The 18,307-nt window shown below is 72.5% G+C and carries 14 protein-coding genes and 1 pseudogene; 7 read left to right on the plus strand and 8 right to left on the minus strand.

The features are described from left to right. The first annotated feature begins 49 nt into the window (after positions 1–49). Positions 50–412, plus strand: coding sequence for an ArsR/SmtB family transcription factor (locus BAY60_RS24545; protein ID WP_112283370.1), 363 nt, complete (start codon positions 50–52; stop codon positions 410–412). Further along, positions 409–2,403: a heavy metal translocating P-type ATPase gene (locus tag BAY60_RS24550; RefSeq protein WP_112283371.1), complete on the plus strand. Its 1,995-nt coding sequence runs from the start codon at positions 409–411 to the stop codon at positions 2,401–2,403. The genes BAY60_RS24545 and BAY60_RS24550 overlap by 4 nt, the downstream gene beginning before the upstream one ends. On the opposite strand, the gene BAY60_RS24555 is transcribed toward BAY60_RS24550, so the two are convergent. Then, positions 2,393–2,806, minus strand: coding sequence for an OsmC family protein (locus tag BAY60_RS24555; protein ID WP_112283372.1), 414 nt, complete (start codon positions 2,804–2,806; stop codon positions 2,393–2,395). The genes BAY60_RS24550 and BAY60_RS24555 overlap by 11 nt on opposite strands. After that, positions 2,803–6,269: pseudogene (locus BAY60_RS24560) on the minus strand (indolepyruvate ferredoxin oxidoreductase family protein). Before BAY60_RS24560 ends, BAY60_RS24555 begins: the two are co-directional and overlap by 4 nt. 183 nt (positions 6,270–6,452) lie before the next feature. Between BAY60_RS24560 and BAY60_RS24565 the strand changes: the two are divergent. Further along, positions 6,453–6,917, plus strand: coding sequence for an Lrp/AsnC family transcriptional regulator (locus tag BAY60_RS24565; RefSeq protein WP_112283595.1), 465 nt, complete (start codon positions 6,453–6,455; stop codon positions 6,915–6,917). A gap of 25 nt (positions 6,918–6,942) precedes the next feature. Here BAY60_RS24565 and BAY60_RS24570 read toward each other — a convergent pair whose 3' ends face one another. The 3 genes from BAY60_RS24570 to helR all read right to left on the minus strand — a co-directional run bounded on the left by BAY60_RS24570 (position 6,943) and on the right by helR (position 10,166). Next, the gene (locus BAY60_RS24570; protein WP_112283373.1) at positions 6,943–7,197 is read right to left on the minus strand and encodes an Atu4866 domain-containing protein; all 255 of its coding nucleotides are present in this window, start codon (positions 7,195–7,197) and stop codon (positions 6,943–6,945) included. Between the two features lie 78 nt (positions 7,198–7,275). Beyond that, positions 7,276–7,875, minus strand: coding sequence for an LURP-one-related family protein (locus BAY60_RS24575; RefSeq protein ID WP_112283374.1), 600 nt, complete (start codon positions 7,873–7,875; stop codon positions 7,276–7,278). Between the two features lie 86 nt (positions 7,876–7,961). Continuing rightward, complete coding sequence (gene helR / locus BAY60_RS24580) at positions 7,962–10,166, minus strand: RNA polymerase recycling motor ATPase HelR (protein WP_211330437.1); 2,205 nt, start codon at positions 10,164–10,166, stop codon at positions 7,962–7,964. A gap of 321 nt (positions 10,167–10,487) precedes the next feature. Between helR and BAY60_RS38060 the strand changes: the two genes are divergently transcribed. From BAY60_RS38060 to BAY60_RS24600, 4 genes are read left to right on the plus strand one after another with little or no spacing between them, the layout of a single operon-like run. Then, a complete protein-coding gene (locus BAY60_RS38060) occupies positions 10,488–11,315 on the plus strand; it encodes an Rv1678 family membrane protein (RefSeq protein WP_112283375.1) in 828 nt (275 codons plus the stop codon). A 32-nt stretch (positions 11,316–11,347) separates the two neighbouring features. Continuing rightward, positions 11,348–12,478 (plus strand): Rv1679 family acyl-CoA dehydrogenase, encoded by a 1,131-nt coding sequence (gene fadE16, locus BAY60_RS24590; RefSeq protein WP_112283376.1) that lies wholly within the window; start codon positions 11,348–11,350, stop codon positions 12,476–12,478. Next, entirely contained in the window at positions 12,475–13,287 is an 813-nt protein-coding gene (locus BAY60_RS24595; protein WP_112283377.1) for an Rv1680 family SBP-like protein, read from the plus strand. Before fadE16 ends, BAY60_RS24595 begins: the two co-directional genes overlap by 4 nt. Then, positions 13,281–14,255, plus strand: coding sequence for an Rv1681 family radical SAM protein (locus tag BAY60_RS24600; RefSeq protein WP_112283378.1), 975 nt, complete (start codon positions 13,281–13,283; stop codon positions 14,253–14,255). Before BAY60_RS24595 ends, BAY60_RS24600 begins: the two co-directional genes overlap by 7 nt. Before the next feature lie 15 nt (positions 14,256–14,270). Here BAY60_RS24600 and BAY60_RS24605 read toward each other — a convergent pair whose 3' ends face one another. From BAY60_RS24605 to BAY60_RS24615, 3 genes are read right to left on the minus strand one after another with little or no spacing between them, the layout of a single operon-like run. After that, on the minus strand, positions 14,271–15,323 hold the full coding sequence (locus BAY60_RS24605) for an LLM class flavin-dependent oxidoreductase (protein WP_112283379.1): 1,053 nt from the start codon (positions 15,321–15,323) through the stop codon (positions 14,271–14,273). Positions 15,324–15,342: 19 nt separating this feature from the next. Continuing rightward, complete coding sequence (locus BAY60_RS24610) at positions 15,343–16,767, minus strand: gamma-aminobutyraldehyde dehydrogenase (RefSeq protein ID WP_112283380.1); 1,425 nt, start codon at positions 16,765–16,767, stop codon at positions 15,343–15,345. Next, on the minus strand, positions 16,764–18,284 hold the full coding sequence (locus tag BAY60_RS24615) for an APC family permease (RefSeq protein ID WP_112283381.1): 1,521 nt from the start codon (positions 18,282–18,284) through the stop codon (positions 16,764–16,766). Before BAY60_RS24615 ends, BAY60_RS24610 begins: the two co-directional genes overlap by 4 nt. Positions 18,285–18,307 lie beyond the last annotated feature (23 nt).

An 18,307-nucleotide genomic window follows, 5' to 3' on the forward strand; every position in this document is an offset into this window, starting at 1 on the left:
ATCAGACTCACTCTTGCCCGAACATATCAACAGGCGTTAGTTTGACGATATGAGCGATGACCGGTGTGAGCTGCTGTGTATCGACCTCGACCACGCCGAGGGCCTGCGCACGGCGCTGCCCGCGGCGAACGCACTCGACCGGCAGGCCACCCGGATGCGCGCGCTGGGCGATCCGACCCGGCTGCGGATCGCCCACGCGCTGCACGCGGGCGAGGAGCTGTGCGTGTGCGACCTGGCCTGGATCGTCGGCTCCTCGCAGGGCCTGGTGTCGCACCACCTGCGGCAGCTGCGCGCGGCGGGCCTGGTCGCCTCCCGCCGCGACGGCAAGCTCGTCATGTACCGGCTGGAGCCCTCCGGGCGGCAGCTGCTGGCCGCGCTCACCACACCCGTCGCGGAGGTGGACCCGGTATGAGCGCGGACTGCTGCGGCGCCGACGCTCCCCGGCCCGACGCCCCCGGACACGAGGACGAGCACGAGGACCGGCCGCGGCCGCTGTGGCAGGTGCGCGAGGTGCGGCTCGCGGCGGCGGCCGGGCTGCTCGCGGGTGGCGGCTTCGCGGCGGGCCTGCTCGGTGCGCCCACCGCCGAGCTGGTGCTGCACGCGCTGGCCGCCGCGGCAGGCGGCGTGACCTTCGTGCCCGGCACCCTGCGTGCGTTGTGGCGGCGCCGCATCGGCGTCGGCACCCTGATGACGATCGCGCTGGCCGGCGCGCTCGTGCTGGGCCAGGTGGCCGAGGCGGCGATGCTGGCGTTCCTGTTCTCCATCAGCGAGGCGCTGGAGGACTACTCGCTCGCCCGCACCCGGCGGGGACTGCGGGCGCTGCTCGCGCTCGTGCCGGAGCGGGTCATGGTGCTGCGCGGCGGCCGCGAGACCGTCCTCGCCCCCGAGGAGCTGCGCGTCGGCGACCGGATGCTCGTGCGGGCAGGGGAACGGGTGGCCAGCGACGGGGTCGTCGTCGAGGGCCGCTCTGGCGTCGACACCTCCGCGATCACCGGTGAGTCGATGCCCGTCGAGGTCGGCCCCGGCACGGAGGTGTTCGCGGGCTCCATCAACGGCAACGGCGTGCTCACGGTCGAGGCCACCGCGACCGTGGCCGACAACTCACTGGCCAAGGTGGTGCGCACGGTCGAGGACGCCCAGCAGCGCAAGGGAGCCCGGCAGCGCATCGCCGACCGCATCTCACGGCCGCTGGTGCCGGGGGTCATGGTGCTCGCCGCACTCGTGGCGGGTCTCGGCGCGCTGTTCGGCGATCCGGCCTCCTGGCTCGAGCGTTCCCTCGTGGTGCTCGTCGCCGCCGCGCCGTGTGCGCTGGCCATCTCGGTACCGGTCACCGTGATCGCCGCCGTCGGCGCGGCCACCCGGCTCGGCGTCCTCGTCAAGGGCGGAGCCGCGCTGGAAACCCTGGGCGCCGTGCGCACCGTGGCGCTGGACAAGACCGGCACCCTCACCCGCAACTCCCCCGCCGTCGTGGAGGTCGTGCCCGCCGAGGGCACCGAGGCGCGTCAGGTGCTCGCCGTCGCCGCCGCGCTGGAAGCCCGCAGCGAGCACCCGCTGGCCACCGCCATCCTTGCCGCCGCGCCGGAACCCGCACCGGCACGGGACGTCACGACCGTGCCCGGCGCCGGGCTGCGGGGCACCGTCGCCGGGACCGCCGCACGGCTCGGCAAGCCCACCTGGCTCGCTCCGGGACCGCTGGAGCCGGAGGTCACCCGGCTGCAGGACGCCGGGGCGACGGTGGCGGTCGTCGAGCACGGCACCACGGTGCTCGGCGTCATCGGTGTCCGCGACGACCTGCGCCCCGAGGCCGCGGAGGCGGTCCGCTCCCTCGGCGCGACCGGGGTGCGCGTGACCATGCTGACCGGTGACAACACGCGCACCGCCACCGCGCTCGCCGCCGAGGCGGGCATCGCCGAGGTCCACGCCGAGCTCCGCCCGCAGGACAAGGCGGAGCTCGTCGAGCGGCTGCGCGGCCGGCATCGCGGCCCGGTCGCCATGGTCGGCGACGGCGTCAACGACGCGCCGGCACTGGCCACCGCCGACGTGGGCATCGCCATGGGCGCCATGGGCACCGACGTCGCCGTGGAGACCGCCGACGTCGCGCTGCTCGGCACCGACCTGCGGCACCTGCCACAGGCACTGGCGCACACACGCCGGGCGCGCGGCATCATGCTGCAGAACATCGCGCTGTCGGCGGCGATCGTGCTCGCGCTGGTGCCGCTGGCCGCGCTCGGCGTCCTCGGCCTGGCCACCGTGGTGTTCATCCACGAGCTCGCCGAGGTCTTCGTCATCGGCAACGGCGTGCGCGCCGGGCGGCTGCGCCCACTCGCCGGCGCCACGCCGCCCCCGGGGCGGGTCACCACCGGCGAGCCGCGCGCGTGGCACGGCGCCGCGGCTACTCGATGACCGTCCGGACCGGCGTGCCGAGCTCGACCGTGCGGCTGACCGTGCAGAGCTTGTCGTGCGACAGGGCGACCGTGCGGGGCAGCATCGCGCGTGCCGCGTCACCCTGCTCGCCCTCGGGGAACCGCACGTCGAACGACACGCTGAGGTTCTCCATCCGGTTGCCCGACTCCCGGTCCGACACCTTGTCCCCGCTGACCGTCACCGTGAACGAGGCCGGCTCGGTCCGCCTGCTGGTCGCCACGTCGGTGTCGATGGCCGTGCAGCCGCCGATCGCGGCGAGCAGCAGCTCGACCGGGCTGAAGTCGTCGCCTCCGAGCGCGATCGTGCCGCCCCGCTCGTTGTGTGCCACGTACCGTCCGGGGGCCACTCGCTCGATGCGCACCGACCTGGGCTCTGTCGTCATGCCCCGAACCTACCGGCACCCGCGGCGGCGGATTCCGCCGCGGGCAGCAGCTCGGCCTGCCGCCTGCGGTAGGCCGCGACGGCGTCCAGCTTGATGTCCTCGTAGCCCCGGACCAGGTCCGGCAGCTCGGCCAGCTCGACCAGAGCCGGGTCGTCGGCAGGCAGTGCCTCGATGCCGCGCAGCACGGCGTCGCGGTACTCGGCGATGAGCTCCCGCTCGGCCCTGCGGACCCGGGCGTAGCCGAACACGTCGAGCCGGGTGCCGCGCAGCACGCGCGCGGCACGCAGCAGGCGCAGCACCGGCCGGACGCCGCGGCCGAGGCGCAGCTTGCGGCGCAGGCCGAGCGCCCGCAGCACCGGAGGGTGCAGGTGGAAGGCGTAGCGCGACCCGGCGCCGAACCGCGCTTCCAGGTCGGCGGTCAGCCGCGGGTCCAGCGACAGTCGCGCGACCTCGTACTCGTCCTTGTAGGCCATGAGCTTGTAGAGGTTGCGGGCGACGGCCTCGGTGACCGCGCCGCCGCCGAGCCGGGCGCGCACGTGCTCGACCGTCTCGGCGTAGTCGCGGGCATAGCGCTCGTTCTGGTAGGCGATCAGCTCCGGGATCCGGACGTCGAGCAGGCGGGCCAGCTCGCTGCCCTGCTCCGCCCGCACCAGCGCCCGCACGCTGCGGACCGCTGCCACATCGGCTCCCGGCACCTCGCCGTCCCCGCTTGCCGGTGCGGCCAGCTCGGCGGCCAGCGCGTCCGGGTCGGCCGCGAGCTGCCGCCCCCGCCGGAACGCCTGGAGGTTGGTCTCCACGGCGGCGCCGTTGAGCTCGATCGCCGTCTCGATCGCCCTCGCGCTCACGCCGAGGGCACCGCTCTGGTAGGCGGCGCCGAGCTGGAGCAGGTTGGCGAACTGGTCGTCGCCGAACAGCGTCTCGGCCATCCCCCTGGCGTCGAGGTAGGAGGCGCGGGCGGTGGCCGCGTCGAGCGCGGAGGAGATGGCCGACGGCTGCGGGAACGACACGGCGGGATCGACGATCATCCTGCCGGTCGGCACCTCGGAGGTCGACACGACGGCGACGGTGCGCCCGGGGTCGGTCGCCGCGAGGTGCGCCGGGTCGGTGGCGACGAGCGCATCGCAGGCCAGGTACAGGTCGCACTCCCCCGCCGCCAGTTTCGGCGCCTGCGCCACGGGGCGTTCGGTGATCTTGACGTCGGAGACGACGGCGCCGCCCTTCTGCGCCAGACCGGTCTGGTCGAGCGTCCGGACGGCCTTGCCGTCGACCACGGCCGCGGTGGCGAGGATCTGGGCGACGGTCACCACCCCGGTGCCGCCGATGCCGGTGATCCGGACGGCGACGTCGCCGCCGCGTGCCGGGGGCGGCTCGGGCAGGTCCGAGGCGCCGAGCGCGGGCAGCGCGCGGTGCGTGGGGTGCCCGCTCGGGACCACGGTGACGAACGAAGGGCAGTCACCGTCCACACAGGAGTAGTCGAGGTTGCACGACGACTGCGGGTCTTGCGGCCGAACTCGGTCTCCACCGGCTGGACGGAGAGGCAGTTGGACTTGGTGCCACAGTCGCCGCAGCCCTCGCAGACTCGCTCGTTGATGACGACTCTCCTCGCCGGTGTGTCCAGCGTGCCGCGCCGTCGCTTGCGCCGTTTCTCGGCGGCGCACTCCTGGTCGTAGACGAGCACGGTGACACCCGGTGTGGCGGCCAGTTCCTCCTGCGTGCGCAGCAGCTCGTCCCGGCCCCGCACCGCGACGCCCTTCGGCAGGACACGGCGACGGTAGCGCTTCGGCTGGTCGGTGACGACGACGACCTTGGTCGCACCCTCGGCCAGCAGGAGCTCGGCGACCCGGGGCACCGGCTGGGTGCCCACGGCGTCCTGGCCGCCGGTCATGGCGACCGCCGAGTTGTAGAGCAGCTTGTAGGTGATGTTCGCCCCGGCCGCCACGGCCGCGCGCACGGCAAGGCTGCCGGAGTGGGTGAACGTGCCGTCGCCGATGTTCTGCACCAGGTGCGGGGTGTCCACGAAGGGCGTCATCCCGAGCCACTGCGCGCCCTCCCCGCCCATCTGCGTGATGCCGAGCACGTCGCCCACCTGCGCGGGGTCCATGAACAACGCCATGGTGTGGCAGCCGATGCCGCCGCCGACGAGCGTGCCGTCGGGAGTCCTGGTCGAGGAGTTGTGCGGGCAGCCGGAGCAGAAGTACGGCGTGCGCGCCAGCAGCGGCACCGAGATCCGGCCCGGCCGCCTGCGCCGCCGCCAGTCCTCGACCGAGCCGATCTCGCCGTGCGCGGTCAGCCTGCGGGCGAGCTCGGCCGCGATCACGTCCGGGTCCAGCTCACCCAGCTCGCTGAACAGCGTCCTGCCGTCGCCGTCGCGCTTGCCGTGCACCGGCGGCGCCCCGGCGCGGCCGTAGAGGATCTCCTTGACCGCGGGTTCGACGAGGCCGCGCTTCTCCTCCACCACCACGATCTCGTCGAGGCCAGTCGCGAACTCCCGGACGATCACCGGGTCGACGGGGTGGATCACGCCGAGCTTGAGCACCCGGATGCCGAAGCGCCGCTGCGCCGCCTCGTCGAGGCCGAGGTCCCGCAGTGCCTGGGCCAGGTCCAGATAGGACTTTCCCGCCGCGACGAGGCCGATCCGGTCGCGCGGTGTGGACGACACGATGCGGTTCACGCCGCTGGCGCGCACGTACTCGAGGGCCTGCGGCAGCCGCACCCGGCGGAGACTGTGTTCGAGCGTGGCCAGTTCCGGGCCGAGCAGCCTGCTGCTGGGCCGGTGCGCGTACGCGGCGGCCGGGTCGGGCAGCTCCGGCGCGGTCCACGAGGTGCCGACCGTGGCGGTGGTGGCCGCGTCGGCGACGTTGGCCACGATCTTCATCGCCGACCAGACCCCGCTGGCGCGGGACAGCTCCACCGCGTGCAGGCCGTGGTCAAGGATGTCCTGCGAGTCGGCGGGGTAGAACACCGGCATTCCCAGGTCAGCGAGCACGTGTTCCGAGGCGCTGGGCACCGACGACGACTTGGCGTTGGGGTCGTCGCCGACGAAGGCGACGGCGCCGCCGCGCGGATGCGTCCCGGCGAGGTTGGCGTGCCGGAGCGCGTCGGCGGCCCGGTCGAGCCCGGGCGCCTTGCCGTACCAGAACCCGGTGACACCGTCCGGGCGCAGGGAGCCCGTCCTCGCCGCGAGCTGGCTGCCCAGCACCGACGTGGCGGCCAGCTCCTCGTTGAGCCCCGGCCGGTGCACGATGGCGTGCTCGGTGAGCAGCTCCGAGCGGCGCGCGAGCTCCAGGTCGAAGCCGGCCAGCGGTGAGCCCTCGTAGCCGGACACGAAGCCCGCGGCGTCCAGCCCCGCGCGCCGGTCGTGCCGGATGCGGTCGAGCAGCACCCGCACGAGGGCCTGCACCCCGGTCAGGTAGACGACTCCTTCGTCGCGGACATAGCGGTCGGCCAGGCTGAACGAGTTCACGCCACGCGTTCCTTTCTCGCGGCGGCGGCCGGTGTGACCGCCGTCGCATCGTCACCGGACGGCCACAGCTCAGCCGACGGCGCGCGGCGCGCGCAACAACCACGCGGCAAACCCCGGTCAGGACGCAAAGAACGTGAGTGACCCGGCCGGCTCAGCCGGATCCGTTGCGCGACAATGGCCGCCATGAGTGACGAGACGCTGGACGCGACCGACCGGGAGATCCTGGAACTGCTGCGCGAGGACGCGCGGCGAACCCTCTCCGACATCGCCGCGCGGGTCACGCTGTCCACGGCGGCGGTGAAGCGGCGCATCGACCGGCTGCAGGAGGCGGGCGTCATCCTGGGCTACACGGTGCGGGTCGATCACTCCAAGCTCGGCTGGGGCGTCGAGGCGTTCACCGAGCTGCGGTTCTTCGGCACCACCAACGTCGACGAGATCGTGCAGACGACCACCCGGATGCCCGAGGCGCAGGCCGTGTTCACCATCGCGGGCGACCCGGATGCGCTCGTGTGGCTGCGGGTGCGCGACATGGCGCACCTGCAGCGCACGATCGACGAGCTCCGCCGCAGCCACCGGGTGACGAGCACGAAGACCCTGATCGTGCTGGACTCCTGGGCCGGTGGCGAGTACCCGCCCGACGGCGCCTGACTCGACGCCCGGGCCGGGCGGCGGCTCACTCCCGGTAGAGGACGAGGTGCTCGTGGTAGAGGACGCCGTCGCGGACGTCGCCGGTGGCGGTGAAGCCGGTGTCGTCGACGTAGTCGATGTGGTTGCCCGTGACGGTGTAGCTGCCGGTGTAGGCACTCCTCCGGTTGCCGCGCGCCTCGTCGTAGCGGCCGTCGGCACGCAGTTCCTGGCGAATGTGGCCGTCCGCGGTGACCCACATGCCGACGAACGGGTGCGGTGCGCTGTCCTTGCCCTTGGTCATGGCTCCAGCATCGGCCGCGCCGCCGGCAGGGACCAGGGCACGCTCACCCTGGGAGCCGCGCACCCACCCTGGCCCGGCTCAGCGGGACTGCAGCGCGTCCAGCGCGATGGCCTGGGCGAGCAGCAGCCTGCGGTCCAGCGCAGGATCGTCGATGCGGAGGCGGTAGTGGTCGCGGAAGCGGGTCTTCTTCTCGAACACCGCGACGGTCTCGGCGCCGCGGACGAAGTCGAAGTGATACATCCACGGAAACGGCAGGTCGCCGACCCACGGCAGGAAGTCCCAGGCGCGGCGGAACAGCGCCATGGCCATGCTCCGCTCGCTGATGTCCACCGGCTCGGCGCCGGGCTGGTCGAGCTGCCACGTGGAGCGCAGCAGCGACTTGCCGAACTTCTTGCCGAAGTAGCCCAGCGACCGCCCTTCGGCGTCGGTCACGTCGTAGGCGCTGGCCAGGTCGATCACCTTGCGTGCCTTGAAGGTGCCGAGCACCGCCTGCTTGCTCTGATCGGTGTAGAGGGTGACGTGTTCCCTGAAGGCCATGCGCTTCTGCTCCACGAAGGCGACGAGCTGCCCCGGCTCGCCGTGGCCGTCGTCGGCGAACACCTCGTACCGGTTCACCATCATCGTGATCTTCTGGTGCACGTGGAACTGCTGCAGTGCCTGTAGCTGCTGGACCAGCATCCAACCCCCATCGACGTTCGGCGCCACCGTGGTGCGGGACGTGGCGAGGAGTATCCCACGGGAGCCTCCCGGCGCGGGCACGCCCGTCACCGGCGGTTCCCGGCGTCGGCGGGCGTCCTCGCGACGAGTCCGGTCAGCGCCTCCGGAAGGGGGCCCTGGTGCAGGACTCCCAGGCGCTGCGTGGCTCGGGTGAGGGCGACGTAGAGCTCGGCGGCGCCGCGCGGGCTCCGGGTGAGGATCCTCATCGGTTCCACGACCAGGACCGCGTCGAACTCCAGGCCCTTCGTCTGTGCGGGCGTCACCGCGCCCGGTGTCCCCGGCGGCCCGATCACGACGCTGGTGCCCTCACGCTCGGCCTCTTCCCGGACGAACTCCTCGATGGCGGCGGGCAGCTCGTCCTCGGTGACCTGGCGGGACCAGGGCGGCACCCCACAGGAGCGGACCGACTCGGGCGGCTGCAGCCCGGGTGCGAACTCGGCGAGCACTCCGGCGGCGACGGCCATGATCTCCGCGGGCGTGCGGTAGTTCACCGACAGCGACCGGTAGAGCCAGCGCCCGGGCACGTAGGGCTCCAGCATCGCGGCCCACGAGGTCGCTCCGGCTGCCGACCGGCGCTGGGCGAGATCGCCGACCACCGTGAACGAGCGGCCGGGACAGCGCCGCATCAGCACCCGCCAGTCCATGTCGGACAGCTCCTGGGCCTCGTCGACGACGATGTGCCGGTACGTCCAGCTCCGGTCCGCGGCGGCCCGCTCGGCCAGCGTCCGGGTGTCGCGCTCGACGAACCGCTCGGCCAGCGCCCCGGCGTGGAGCAGGTCGTCGGCGCGCACGAGGACGTCCTCGTCCATCTCCTCGTGATCCAGCCTCAGGAGGTCCAGCACTCCGGCGGCGTAGGACGCCTCGTCCCTGCGCTCCCGCTCGGCGGCCTGCTCGGCGGCCTTCTCCGCCACCGTGTCGCGGCCGAGCAGCTCGGCCAGCTCGTCGAGCAGCGGCACGTCCGACACCGTCCAGGCGGCGCCGTCCGCCCGCCACAGCCCCCGGTCGGCGCCGGCCGCCCGCAGCCGTTCGGGCGATTCGTACAGCTCGGCCAGCAGTGTCTCCGGCGTCAGGATGGGCCAGAGCTCGTCGAGCGCGGCGGCGAAGGTGTCGCTTCCCGCCAGCTCGGTGAGCAGCTCCGACCGCAGCTGCTCCCAGGCGTCGCGGTCGGCCCGGGTCAGCCAGCCCCGGCCGATCCGCGCGATCGCCCGCTCGGTGAGGACGTAGGTGACGATCTCGGTGAACACCGCGCGGGCCTCGTTGTGCGGCAGACCGCTCGCCCGCGCCTCCTCGACGGCCCACTCCGCGGTCTCGGCGTCGATGCGCATCGTGACGCCGCCCAGCGTGATCGGCAGCGGGTGCTCCGGCAGCCGTTGCCGGTCGGCGATCGCGGCCGCGAGCACGTCCAGAATCCGCAGCGAGCCCTTCGGCCGCGCCGCCTCCGGCTCGTCCTCGGCGGTGACGTGCAGGCCGGGCACGAGGTCACCGGGCGTCATGAACACCACGTCGGTCTCGCCCAGCGACGGCAGCACGCGGCCGATGTGGTGCAGGAACGCTGGGTTCGGCCCGACCACCAGCACCCCGTGGCGTTCCATCCGCTCGCGCTGGGTGTAGAGCAGGTAGGCGACGCGGTGCAGCGCCACCACGGTTTTGCCGGTGCCCGGACCGCCCTCGATCACCAGCACGCCCGGGTGGTCGAGCCGAATGATCTCGTCCTGCTCGGCCTGGATCGTGGCCACGATGTCGCGCATTCCGTCCCCGCGGGGCGCGTTGACCGCCGCGAGCAGGGCCGCATCCCCTCGCTCGTCGCCGGTCGGCCTGCCGAAGACCTCGTCGGTGAAGTCGACCAGGTGCCGCCCTGCCGAATGGAACTGGCGGCGCAGGCGCAGGTTCTCCGGGTTCGCTCCGGTGGCGGTGTAGAACGGCCGCGCCGCGGGCGCCCGCCAGTCGAGCAGCAGCGGCTCGTAGTCGTTCTCCTCGTCGGCGAGGCCGATGCGGCCGACGTAGCGGCGCTCGCCGGACAGGCTGTCCAGCCGGCCGAAGCACAGCCCGCTGTCGGCCACGTCCAGCCGCCTCATCTCCCTGGCCCGCGCGTGGACCTCGACGTCGCGTTGCACGGGCGTCTCGTCCTTGCTCCGCAACGCCGCGTCGTACTCCTCCTTCACCCGTGCGCGTTCGGCGTCGAGCCGCGCGTAGAGCCCGGCGACGTAGCGTCGCTCGGACCGCAGTTCCCCGTCGTACCCCTGAGTTGACACATTCCCCTCGCAGCGCCTAAACTGAAATCGGATTCGGCGGTCGTTCATTCTTCTCGAATGGCACGCCGATTTTTTGTTGCCCGTCACGTGTCGATTCCCACGACTCCCTTTCGTGGGTCTTCCCTTCGGCCGACCGATTCTGCGGCATCACCGGGGTCTTGCCGCAAGCCCCGGGGTGCGCTATAAGTTGAGAGTGGGAGGGAGCGCGCGCTCCCCCTTTTTTTTTGTTTCTCGTCGCCGCAGGCTCCGCGGGGGCTCGTCAGAAATCCGTAAGGCCGGATCCCGTTGTGCTCCGGTGCGCAGTGGACTTGCATCGAGCACATGGACGCAACGACCGCGGCACCCCGTGACGGCGCCCGCACCCTGCGCGGCTCCGTGCGGTGGCTGCCCGCCGTACTGCGCATCGGTGTCGCGTTCCTGTGGATCCAGAACGCCGCGTGGAAAGTGCCGCCGACCTTCGGGGAGGCGGGCGGCGGAGGCCTGTACCACTTCACCCGGTTCGCGGTCGACCGGCCGGTGTGGGGACCGTACGCGTGGCTCGTCGAGCACGTGGTCCTGCCGAACTTCACCTTCTTCGGCTGGGTCACGCTCCTGGTGGAGGCCGCGCTCGGCGCGTTCCTGCTCGTCGGCCTGTTCACCCGGTTCTGGGCCGTCGTCGGCCTGGGGCAGACCCTGGTGATCACGCTGTCGGTGCTCAACGCGCCCCACGAGTGGCACTGGTCCTTCTACCTGATGTTCCTGGCCCACCTCGCCCTGCTGACCAGCGCGGCGGGCCACGCGTTCGGCGTCGACGGGGCTCTGGCCACCGGGCGGGCCGCCCGGGCCCCGCTGGCGCTGGGCATCGGTGCGCTGCTCTGCACCGTGTTCGCGCTGAGTCCCGGTTCGCACGGCCGTACCGACTTCGTGCAGCTCCAGGATGCGGGCCTGTACGTCGTGCTGGCCCTCGGAGCGCTCGCGGTGGTCGCCGGTGCGCTGCGGAGCAGGCTGCTCACCTTCGCCGCGGGTGCCGGGTTCGCGGGTGCGGCCGTGGTGCAACTGCTGCAGGCGGGCCGGGACACCAACTGGCTGGCGGGCAACGGCTCGACCGTCGCGCTGCTCGCCGGCTTCGGAGCCGGCCTGCTCGCGGTGGGCCTGGCGCGCCGCCGCTGACGACACACATCCGACCTGAAAGGACACTGCCGATGGAGCTTGCCGAACGACTCGATCCCGTGCTCACGGTGGCCGCCAAGGCCGCGTCCGAGGTGGACTCCGAGGGGAGGTTCCCCGACGAGGCCGTGTCGGCGCTGCGCGACTCCGGGCTGCTCGGGCTCACCCTGCCCGCCGAGGCAGGCGGCCTCGGCGGCGGACCACACGACCTGGTCGAGGTCGTCACGGCGCTGGCGGGCGTGTGCGGCTCGACGGCGATGATCTATCTCATGCACGTCAGCGCCGCCATGCCGGTCGCCGCGGCGCCGCCACCGGGCCTGCCGACGCTGGTCGCCGACCTGGCGGCGGGCAAGGTGCTCGCGTCGCTGGCGTTCTCCGAGGCGGGCTCGCGCTCGCAGTTCTGGGCGCCGGTGTCGCGGGCCGAGCAGCACGGCGAGACGGTGCGCGTGCGCGCCCGCAAGAGCTTCGTCACCTCGGCAGGCCACGCCGACGTCTACGTCACCTCCACGCTGACGCCGGGCGCGGAGACGGTGGACGTGCTCGCGCTGCCCGCGAACGGTGCGGGGATGACCGTGTCCGGGCCGTGGCGCGGGCTCGGCCTGCGGGGCAACGCCTCCGCACCGATGGACCTCGACACCGAGGTCCCCGCGGGCTACCGGCTGGGTGAGCGGGGCGGCGGGCTCGACCTGATGCTCAACACCGTGCTGCCGTGGTTCAACCTCGGCAACGCGGCGGTGTCGGCTGGGCTGGCGGGCGCGGCCGTGGACGCGGCCGTGCGGCACGCGAGCGCGGCGCGGTTCGAGCACCTCGGCGAGTCCCTCGCGGACCTGCCCACCATCCGCGCGCAGCTGGCCAGGATGTCGATCGACCTCGCGAGCACGCGGGCCTACCTCGACCGGGCGGCGGACCGGCTCGCCGCGCCCGCCGAGGACACGATGCTGCACGTCCTCGGCGTCAAGGCGGCCGCCAACGACGCCGCCCTGCGCATCACCGACTCGGCCATGCGGGTGTGCGGCGGCGCCGCGTTCGCCGAGCACCTGCGCATCGACCGCTACTTCCGCGACGCCCGCGCCGGCCACGTGATGGCACCCACCGCCGACGCACTGTACGACTTCTACGGCAAGGCACTCACCGGCCTGCCGCTGTTCGAAGGGAGCCGGTCGTGACCAGGCCGCTGCTGGTGGGCGCCGTCGCCTACACACCGAACGTCGTGCCGATCTGGGAGGGCATGCGGGACTACTTCGCCGACGGTCCCGCCGAGATGGACTTCGTGCTGTTCTCCAACTACGGGCGGCAGGTCGAGGCACTCCTCGACGGTGCCATCGACATCGCGTGGAACACCAACCTCGCGTGGGTGCGCACCGTGCAGCGCACCGGAGGCGCGTGCCGGGCGCTGGCGATGCGCGACACCGACACGGTGTTCCGCACCGTGTTCGTGGCCCGCGCGGGCAGCGCGCTCGGCGGGCTGGAGAAGCTGCGCGGCAAGCGGCTGGCCCTGGGCTCGAAGGACTCCGCGCAGGCGGCGATCCTGCCCGTGTACTACCTGCGCCGCGCGGGGCTCGGCGAGGACGACGTGGAGCTGGTGCGGATCAACAGCGATGTCGGCAAGCACGGCGACACCGGCCGCAGCGAGCTGGACGCACTGCGCGCGGTGCTGGAGGACCGGGCCGACGCGGCGGCGATCGGCGGCAACACCTGGGACGCGATCGGCGCGGGCGAGCTGATGCCCGGCGGCTTCGAGGCGGTCTGGACCTCACCGCCGTACTCCCACTGCAACTTCACCGCGCTGCCGGCGCTGAGCGACGAGCGGGCCCGGCCGTGGGTCGAGCAGTTGCTGGCGATGGACTGGGACAACCCCGGGCACCGGCGCATCCTCGAACTGGAGGGACTGCGCCGGTGGGTGCCGCCGCAGCTGGACGGCTACGCGTCCCTGTTCGAGGCGGTTCGCGAGCAGGGGATCCCGGCGCGATGGTGAGGATCCTGCTGGACCTCGTGGAGCGGGTCGGTGCGGTCGCCGCGGGCGCGAGCGTCACCGTGCCGCTCGGCGACGCCGATCCGGGCATCGTCGCCGACTGGTGCGCGCGCACCGGCAACGAGCTCCTCGGCGTCTCCGGCGGTGTCGCCACCGTCCGGCGCGGGCGCAGGCCGGAGCCGCCCGAGCACCTGCTGCCCGGCACCCGCGTGTGGCTCTACACCAACTTCGACTGCAACCTGGCGTGCGACTACTGCTGCGTGCGCTCCTCGCCCCGCACGCCGCGCCGGGCGCTCGGCGCCGACCGGGTCGCCCGGCTGGCGCGGGAGGCTGCCGGAGCCGGGGCCGGCGAACTGCTGCTGACCGGGGGCGAGCCGTTCCTGCTGCCGGACATCGCCGACCTCGCCGCCTCCTGCACCGCGGTGCTGCCGACCACGCTGCTGACCAACGCGATGCTGCTGCGCGGCCGCAGGCTGGAGGCGCTGCGCCGCATGGACCGCGACCGGCTGGCCCTGCAGGTGAGCCTGGACTCGGCCACCCCGGACCAGCACGACCGGCATCGTGGCGCGGGCTCCTGGCAGCGGGCCGTCACCGGGATCCGCACGGCACTGGCCGAGGGCTTCCGGGTGCGCGTCGCCGCGACCCTGCCCGCGGGGCACGACGGCGCGCTGGCGCCGTTCCACGCGTTCCTCGACGAGCTGGGCATCGCCCGCGAGGACCAGCTCGTGCGGACCCTCGCCCGGCGCGGCGTCGCCGAGGCCGGTGTGGAGCTCACCGTGGACTCGCTGATTCCGGAGATCACCGTCACCGCCGACGGCGTCTACTGGCATCCCGTCGCCGCCGACCACGACGACCAGCTGGTGACCACGGAGTTGTTCCCGCTGGCCGACGCGATCGCGCGGGTACGCCAGCGCTTCGCCGAGTACCGGGCCCGCGCCGACGAGGCCGCGCAGTGGTTCCCCTGCGCGTGAGGCGCGGCCCCGGACTCAGGCGCCCACCGCGGGCATCACCTTGTCGTGGACCAGCCTCAGCTGCTCGGCCATGCTCAGCACACCGGGCAGGTCCATGCCGGAGAACGCCTTCACCAGCGCGGAGTCGGTGATCGCGAGGATCATGTGGTTCACGCCGCTCGGCGCGATCTCGCGGTTAATCTTGTCGGCGCACTCCTGCGGGGTGCCCGCGATGGAGAGTTTCTCGGCCAGCTCGGGCGGGGTCAGCTCATAGGCCCGCTTCAGATCGCCCGCCCCGACCGCGGCGATGATGTCCTCCAGCGACTCCGGCGGCACGTCGTTGCGCTGCAGCTGTTCGGCGGGCATCGAGGAGGCGTAGAGGCCCACCATGGCGCGGGCGGCCTGCTTGGCGGCCTCGCCGTCCTCGCCCGTCGCGAACACCACCCAGGCACCGATGTCCAGCGAACGCCAGTCCCGGCCCGCCCGCTCGGCGCCGATCCTGACGTTCTCCACGACGTAGTCGTAGGCCTTCCTCGTGTAGCTCAGGGCGTGGTGCACGCCGTCGGAGAGCTCGCCGGCGGCCTGGAACGACTTGGGCCCACGCATCGCCCCGAGCTTGAGCGGCAGCCGGTCCTGCACCGGGCGCGCGAAGCTGAACAGGCCCGAGTAGGTGTAGAACTCGCCCTCGAACGTGATGGCTCCGTCATCCAGGAAGGTGCGCATCACCTGATGCGCCTCCTTGACCCTGGACAGCGGTTTCGTCGTCGTCCAGTCGATGCCGTACTGGGCGAGCAGGCCGAAGTTGCCGCTGGAGATGACGCACTCGGCGCGGCCGCCGGTGAGCTCGTCGAGCGTGGCGGCGGCCTGGCAGATCAGCGTCGGCTCCCGCAGCGCGATCGGTGACAGGCTCGGACCGAACCGGATGTTCGTCGTCTTGTCCGCGGCCGCCGCGAACAGCAGCCACATGTCCTTGTGCCAGGTCTCGTCCGCCGCATAGGCGGCGTAGTAGCCGAGCTCGTCGGCCAGTGTGATCGACTCGATGCTCTCGGCGAGTGGATAGTCGGGAAGCATGACGTAGCTGAATCTCATGGTGGCGCACCTCTCACGTTCAACTGTCCAGGCTGGACATCACGTGCTTGACCCGGGTGTAGTCCTCCAGCCCGTACAGGGACAGGTCCTTGCCGTAGCCGGAGTGCTTGAACCCGCCGTGCGGCATCTCCGCCACGAGCGGGATGTGGGTGTTGATCCAGACACAGCCGAAGTCCAGCCGCCTGGACATCCGCATGGCGCGCCCGTGGTCCCGGGTCCAGACCGACGACGCCAGGCCGTACTCCACCCCGTTCGCCCAGCGCACCGCTTCGTCCTCGTCGGAGAACCGCTGCACGGTGATCACCGGACCGAAGATCTCCTGCTGGATCGCCTCGTCGTCCTGCCGGAGACCGGAGACGACCGTGGGTGCGTAGAAGAACCCGCGGTCGCCGACACGGGAGCCGCCCGCGCGCACCGACGCGTGGCCGGGAAGGCGGTCGACGAAACCGGCGACTCTCGCGAGCTGGCCCGCGTTGTTCACCGGCCCGTACGCCGCGTCGTCTCCCGTGCCGGTCGAGGTGGACCTGGCCTGCTCGGTCAGCGCGTCGAGGAAGTCGTCGTGCACCCGCGGCCCGGCGAGCACCCGGGTGGCCGCCGTGCAGTCCTGGCCCGCGTTGAAGTACCCGGCCTCGGCGATCGCCGCCGAGGCGGCCTCGACGTCGGCGTCGTCGAACACCACGACCGGTGCCTTCCCTCCGAGCTCCAGGTGCACGCGCTTGAGGTCGGAGGCGGCGGCCTGCGCCACCTCCCTTCCGGCCCGCACGCTTCCGGTGATCGACACCAGATCCGGCTCGGGGTCGGCCACGAGTGCGCGTCCCGTCTCCCGGTCACCGCAGAGCACGTTGAACACGCCGGGCGGCAGGAACTCCGCCATGATCTCGGCCATCAGGATCGTGGACACCGGTGTCGTGTCGGACGGCTTCAGCACGACGGTGTTGCCCGCGGCCAGCGCGGGCGCGAACTTCCAGATGGCCATGAGCATCGGGTAGTTCCACGGCGTCACCTGCGCGCAGACGCCGATCGGTTCACGGCGGATCCAGGACGTCAGCCCGCTCATGTACTCCGCACTCGCGCGCCCCTCGAGGCAGCGCGCCGCGCCCGCGAAGAACCGCAGATGGTCCAGCACCATCGGCAGTTCCTCGGAGCGCGTCAGCGCCTGCGGTTTGCCCGTGTTCTCGCACTCCGCCGCGAGCAGGTCGCCGGCGCGCCGCTCGAACGCGTCGGCGATGCGGTTGAGCGCGAGCTGGCGTTCGGCGGGCGTGGTGTCCCGCCACTCCTCGAACGCCGCGCGTGCCGCGCGCGTGGCCTGCCGCACGTCCTCCGGCCCGGACACCGGTGCCTCGGCGAACGGCTCGCCGGTGGCCGGGTCGATCACGGGTGCGGTGCGCCCGTCCGCGGCGTCGACGAGCTTGCCGCCCACGAAGTTGCGCAGTACCCGCGTCATACGATCACTCCGTCCTCAGTGGTCTCGTTCCGGGGAATCGCGTCGCCCGCGGGCGCGTTGCTCCTGCCGTACGGCCGGGTGGTGACCAGCAGCACCAGCCCCGACCCGACGACGAGCACGCCCGAGAGCAGCGTGAGGTAGTTGTCGTACCAGGGAGCGTCCGGCGTGCGCGGCCACACCATGTTGACGATCGCGGCGACGCCGTACAGCAGCGCCAGCACGTTCACCGCGAGGCCCCAGCGGCCGAGCGTGAACGGTCCACTGGGGACCCAGCCCTTCAACCGGGCGCGCAGGGCCGCCAGCACGACCATCTGGAACCCGAGGTAGATGCCGAGCACCGCGAACGACACGATGCGTGCGGTGGCGTCCTCCGAGATACGCGAGGCCAGCACCACCAGTGCGGGCACCACGGCCGCGAGGAGCAGGGCGTGGGGCGGCACGTGCAGGCGCACCGAGACCTTCGAGAACAGCCTGCTGGCGGGCAGCATCTTGTCCCTGGCGTAGGAGTAGGTGAGCCTGCTGGCGGCCGCCTGGAGGCTGAGCGCGCACGACAGGAACGACACCAGCACCACCAGCAGCACGACCTTCGACCCTGCGCTGCCGAACGCCGCGCCCAGCACGGTGGAGACGGGGTCGGCGTCCGCACCGGACATCACCGCGGCGAAGTCGGGTACCGCGAGCACCAGCGACAGGCAGACGAAGGTGGCCGCGAACCCGCCGACGTAGATGGTCATGCGCATGGCCTTGGGGATGCGCCGTGCCGGGTTCGGCACCTCCTCGGCGACGTCGCCGCACGCCTCGAAGCCGTAGTACTGGAAGATGCCGATCAGTCCGGCCGCGAGGAACGCCGCCAGATAGGAGCCCTCCCCTGCCGCGCCGAAGCTGTCGAAGAGCACGCCGAGTCCGTGGTGCCGTTCGCTGATCAGCAGCCAGCCGCCGACGACGAGGGCGCCGAGGATCTCGGTGGTGAAGCCGATGAGCGCGGCGATGGCGAGCACGCGGGTGCCACCGAGGTTGATGACGGTGGCCGCCACCAGCAGCGCCAGTGCGCACAGGATCGTGTTGCCCGTCGTGGTGTCCAGGCCGAACAGCATCGACACGTACGGGCCTGCGCCGTAGGCCACGCTGGCGATCGTGACCAGCAGCGCGATGAGGTACACCCAGCCGGTGAGCCAGGCCCAGCGCCTGCCCCACAGCCGCCTCGCCCACGGGTAGACGCCACCCGCGAGCGGGTACTGTGACACGACCTCGCCGAACACCAGGGCCACCAGCAGCTGCCCGACGCCGACGACGACCAGGCTCCACACCATGGGCGGGCCTCCGGTCGCCAGCGCGAAACCGAACAGCGTGTAGATCCCCACGACCGGCGACAGGTACGTGAAGCCCAGCGAGAAGTTCGCCCACAGGCTCATGTCCCGGCGGAACTCCGACCGGTAGCCGAGTGCCGCCAGCTGTGCCTCGTCCGAAGCCGCCTGGTCGTCCACGGGGGACTGCCGGGAAGGGACCTGCTCGACCATGGTCCGTCCTCTCGTCGAAAGGG

This window comes from Prauserella muralis, from assembly GCF_003202285.1.
GTDB classification, from domain to species: Bacteria; Actinomycetota; Actinomycetes; order Mycobacteriales; family Pseudonocardiaceae; genus Prauserella_B; species Prauserella_B muralis.

Excerpts from the sequence above, each read along its gene's own strand:
- BAY60_RS24615 (WP_112283381.1), bottom strand. The coding sequence starts at position 18,284 with ATGGTCGAGCAGGTCCCTTCCCGGCAGTCCCCCGTGGACGACCAGGCG.
- BAY60_RS24575 (WP_112283374.1), bottom strand. The coding sequence starts at position 7,875 with ATGCTGGTCCAGCAGCTACAGGCACTGCAGCAGTTCCACGTGCACCAG.
- BAY60_RS24550 (WP_112283371.1), top strand. The coding sequence starts at position 409 with ATGAGCGCGGACTGCTGCGGCGCCGACGCTCCCCGGCCCGACGCCCCC.
- BAY60_RS38060 (WP_112283375.1), top strand. The coding sequence starts at position 10,488 with ATGGACGCAACGACCGCGGCACCCCGTGACGGCGCCCGCACCCTGCGC.
- BAY60_RS24570 (WP_112283373.1), bottom strand. The coding sequence starts at position 7,197 with ATGACCAAGGGCAAGGACAGCGCACCGCACCCGTTCGTCGGCATGTGG.
- BAY60_RS24555 (WP_112283372.1), bottom strand. The coding sequence starts at position 2,806 with ATGACGACAGAGCCCAGGTCGGTGCGCATCGAGCGAGTGGCCCCCGGA.
- BAY60_RS24565 (WP_112283595.1), top strand. The coding sequence starts at position 6,453 with ATGAGTGACGAGACGCTGGACGCGACCGACCGGGAGATCCTGGAACTG.
- BAY60_RS24605 (WP_112283379.1), bottom strand. The coding sequence starts at position 15,323 with ATGAGATTCAGCTACGTCATGCTTCCCGACTATCCACTCGCCGAGAGC.
- fadE16 (WP_112283376.1), top strand. The coding sequence starts at position 11,348 with ATGGAGCTTGCCGAACGACTCGATCCCGTGCTCACGGTGGCCGCCAAG.
- BAY60_RS24545 (WP_112283370.1), top strand. The coding sequence starts at position 50 with ATGAGCGATGACCGGTGTGAGCTGCTGTGTATCGACCTCGACCACGCC.
- BAY60_RS24610 (WP_112283380.1), bottom strand. The coding sequence starts at position 16,767 with ATGACGCGGGTACTGCGCAACTTCGTGGGCGGCAAGCTCGTCGACGCC.
- BAY60_RS24600 (WP_112283378.1), top strand. The coding sequence starts at position 13,281 with ATGGTGAGGATCCTGCTGGACCTCGTGGAGCGGGTCGGTGCGGTCGCC.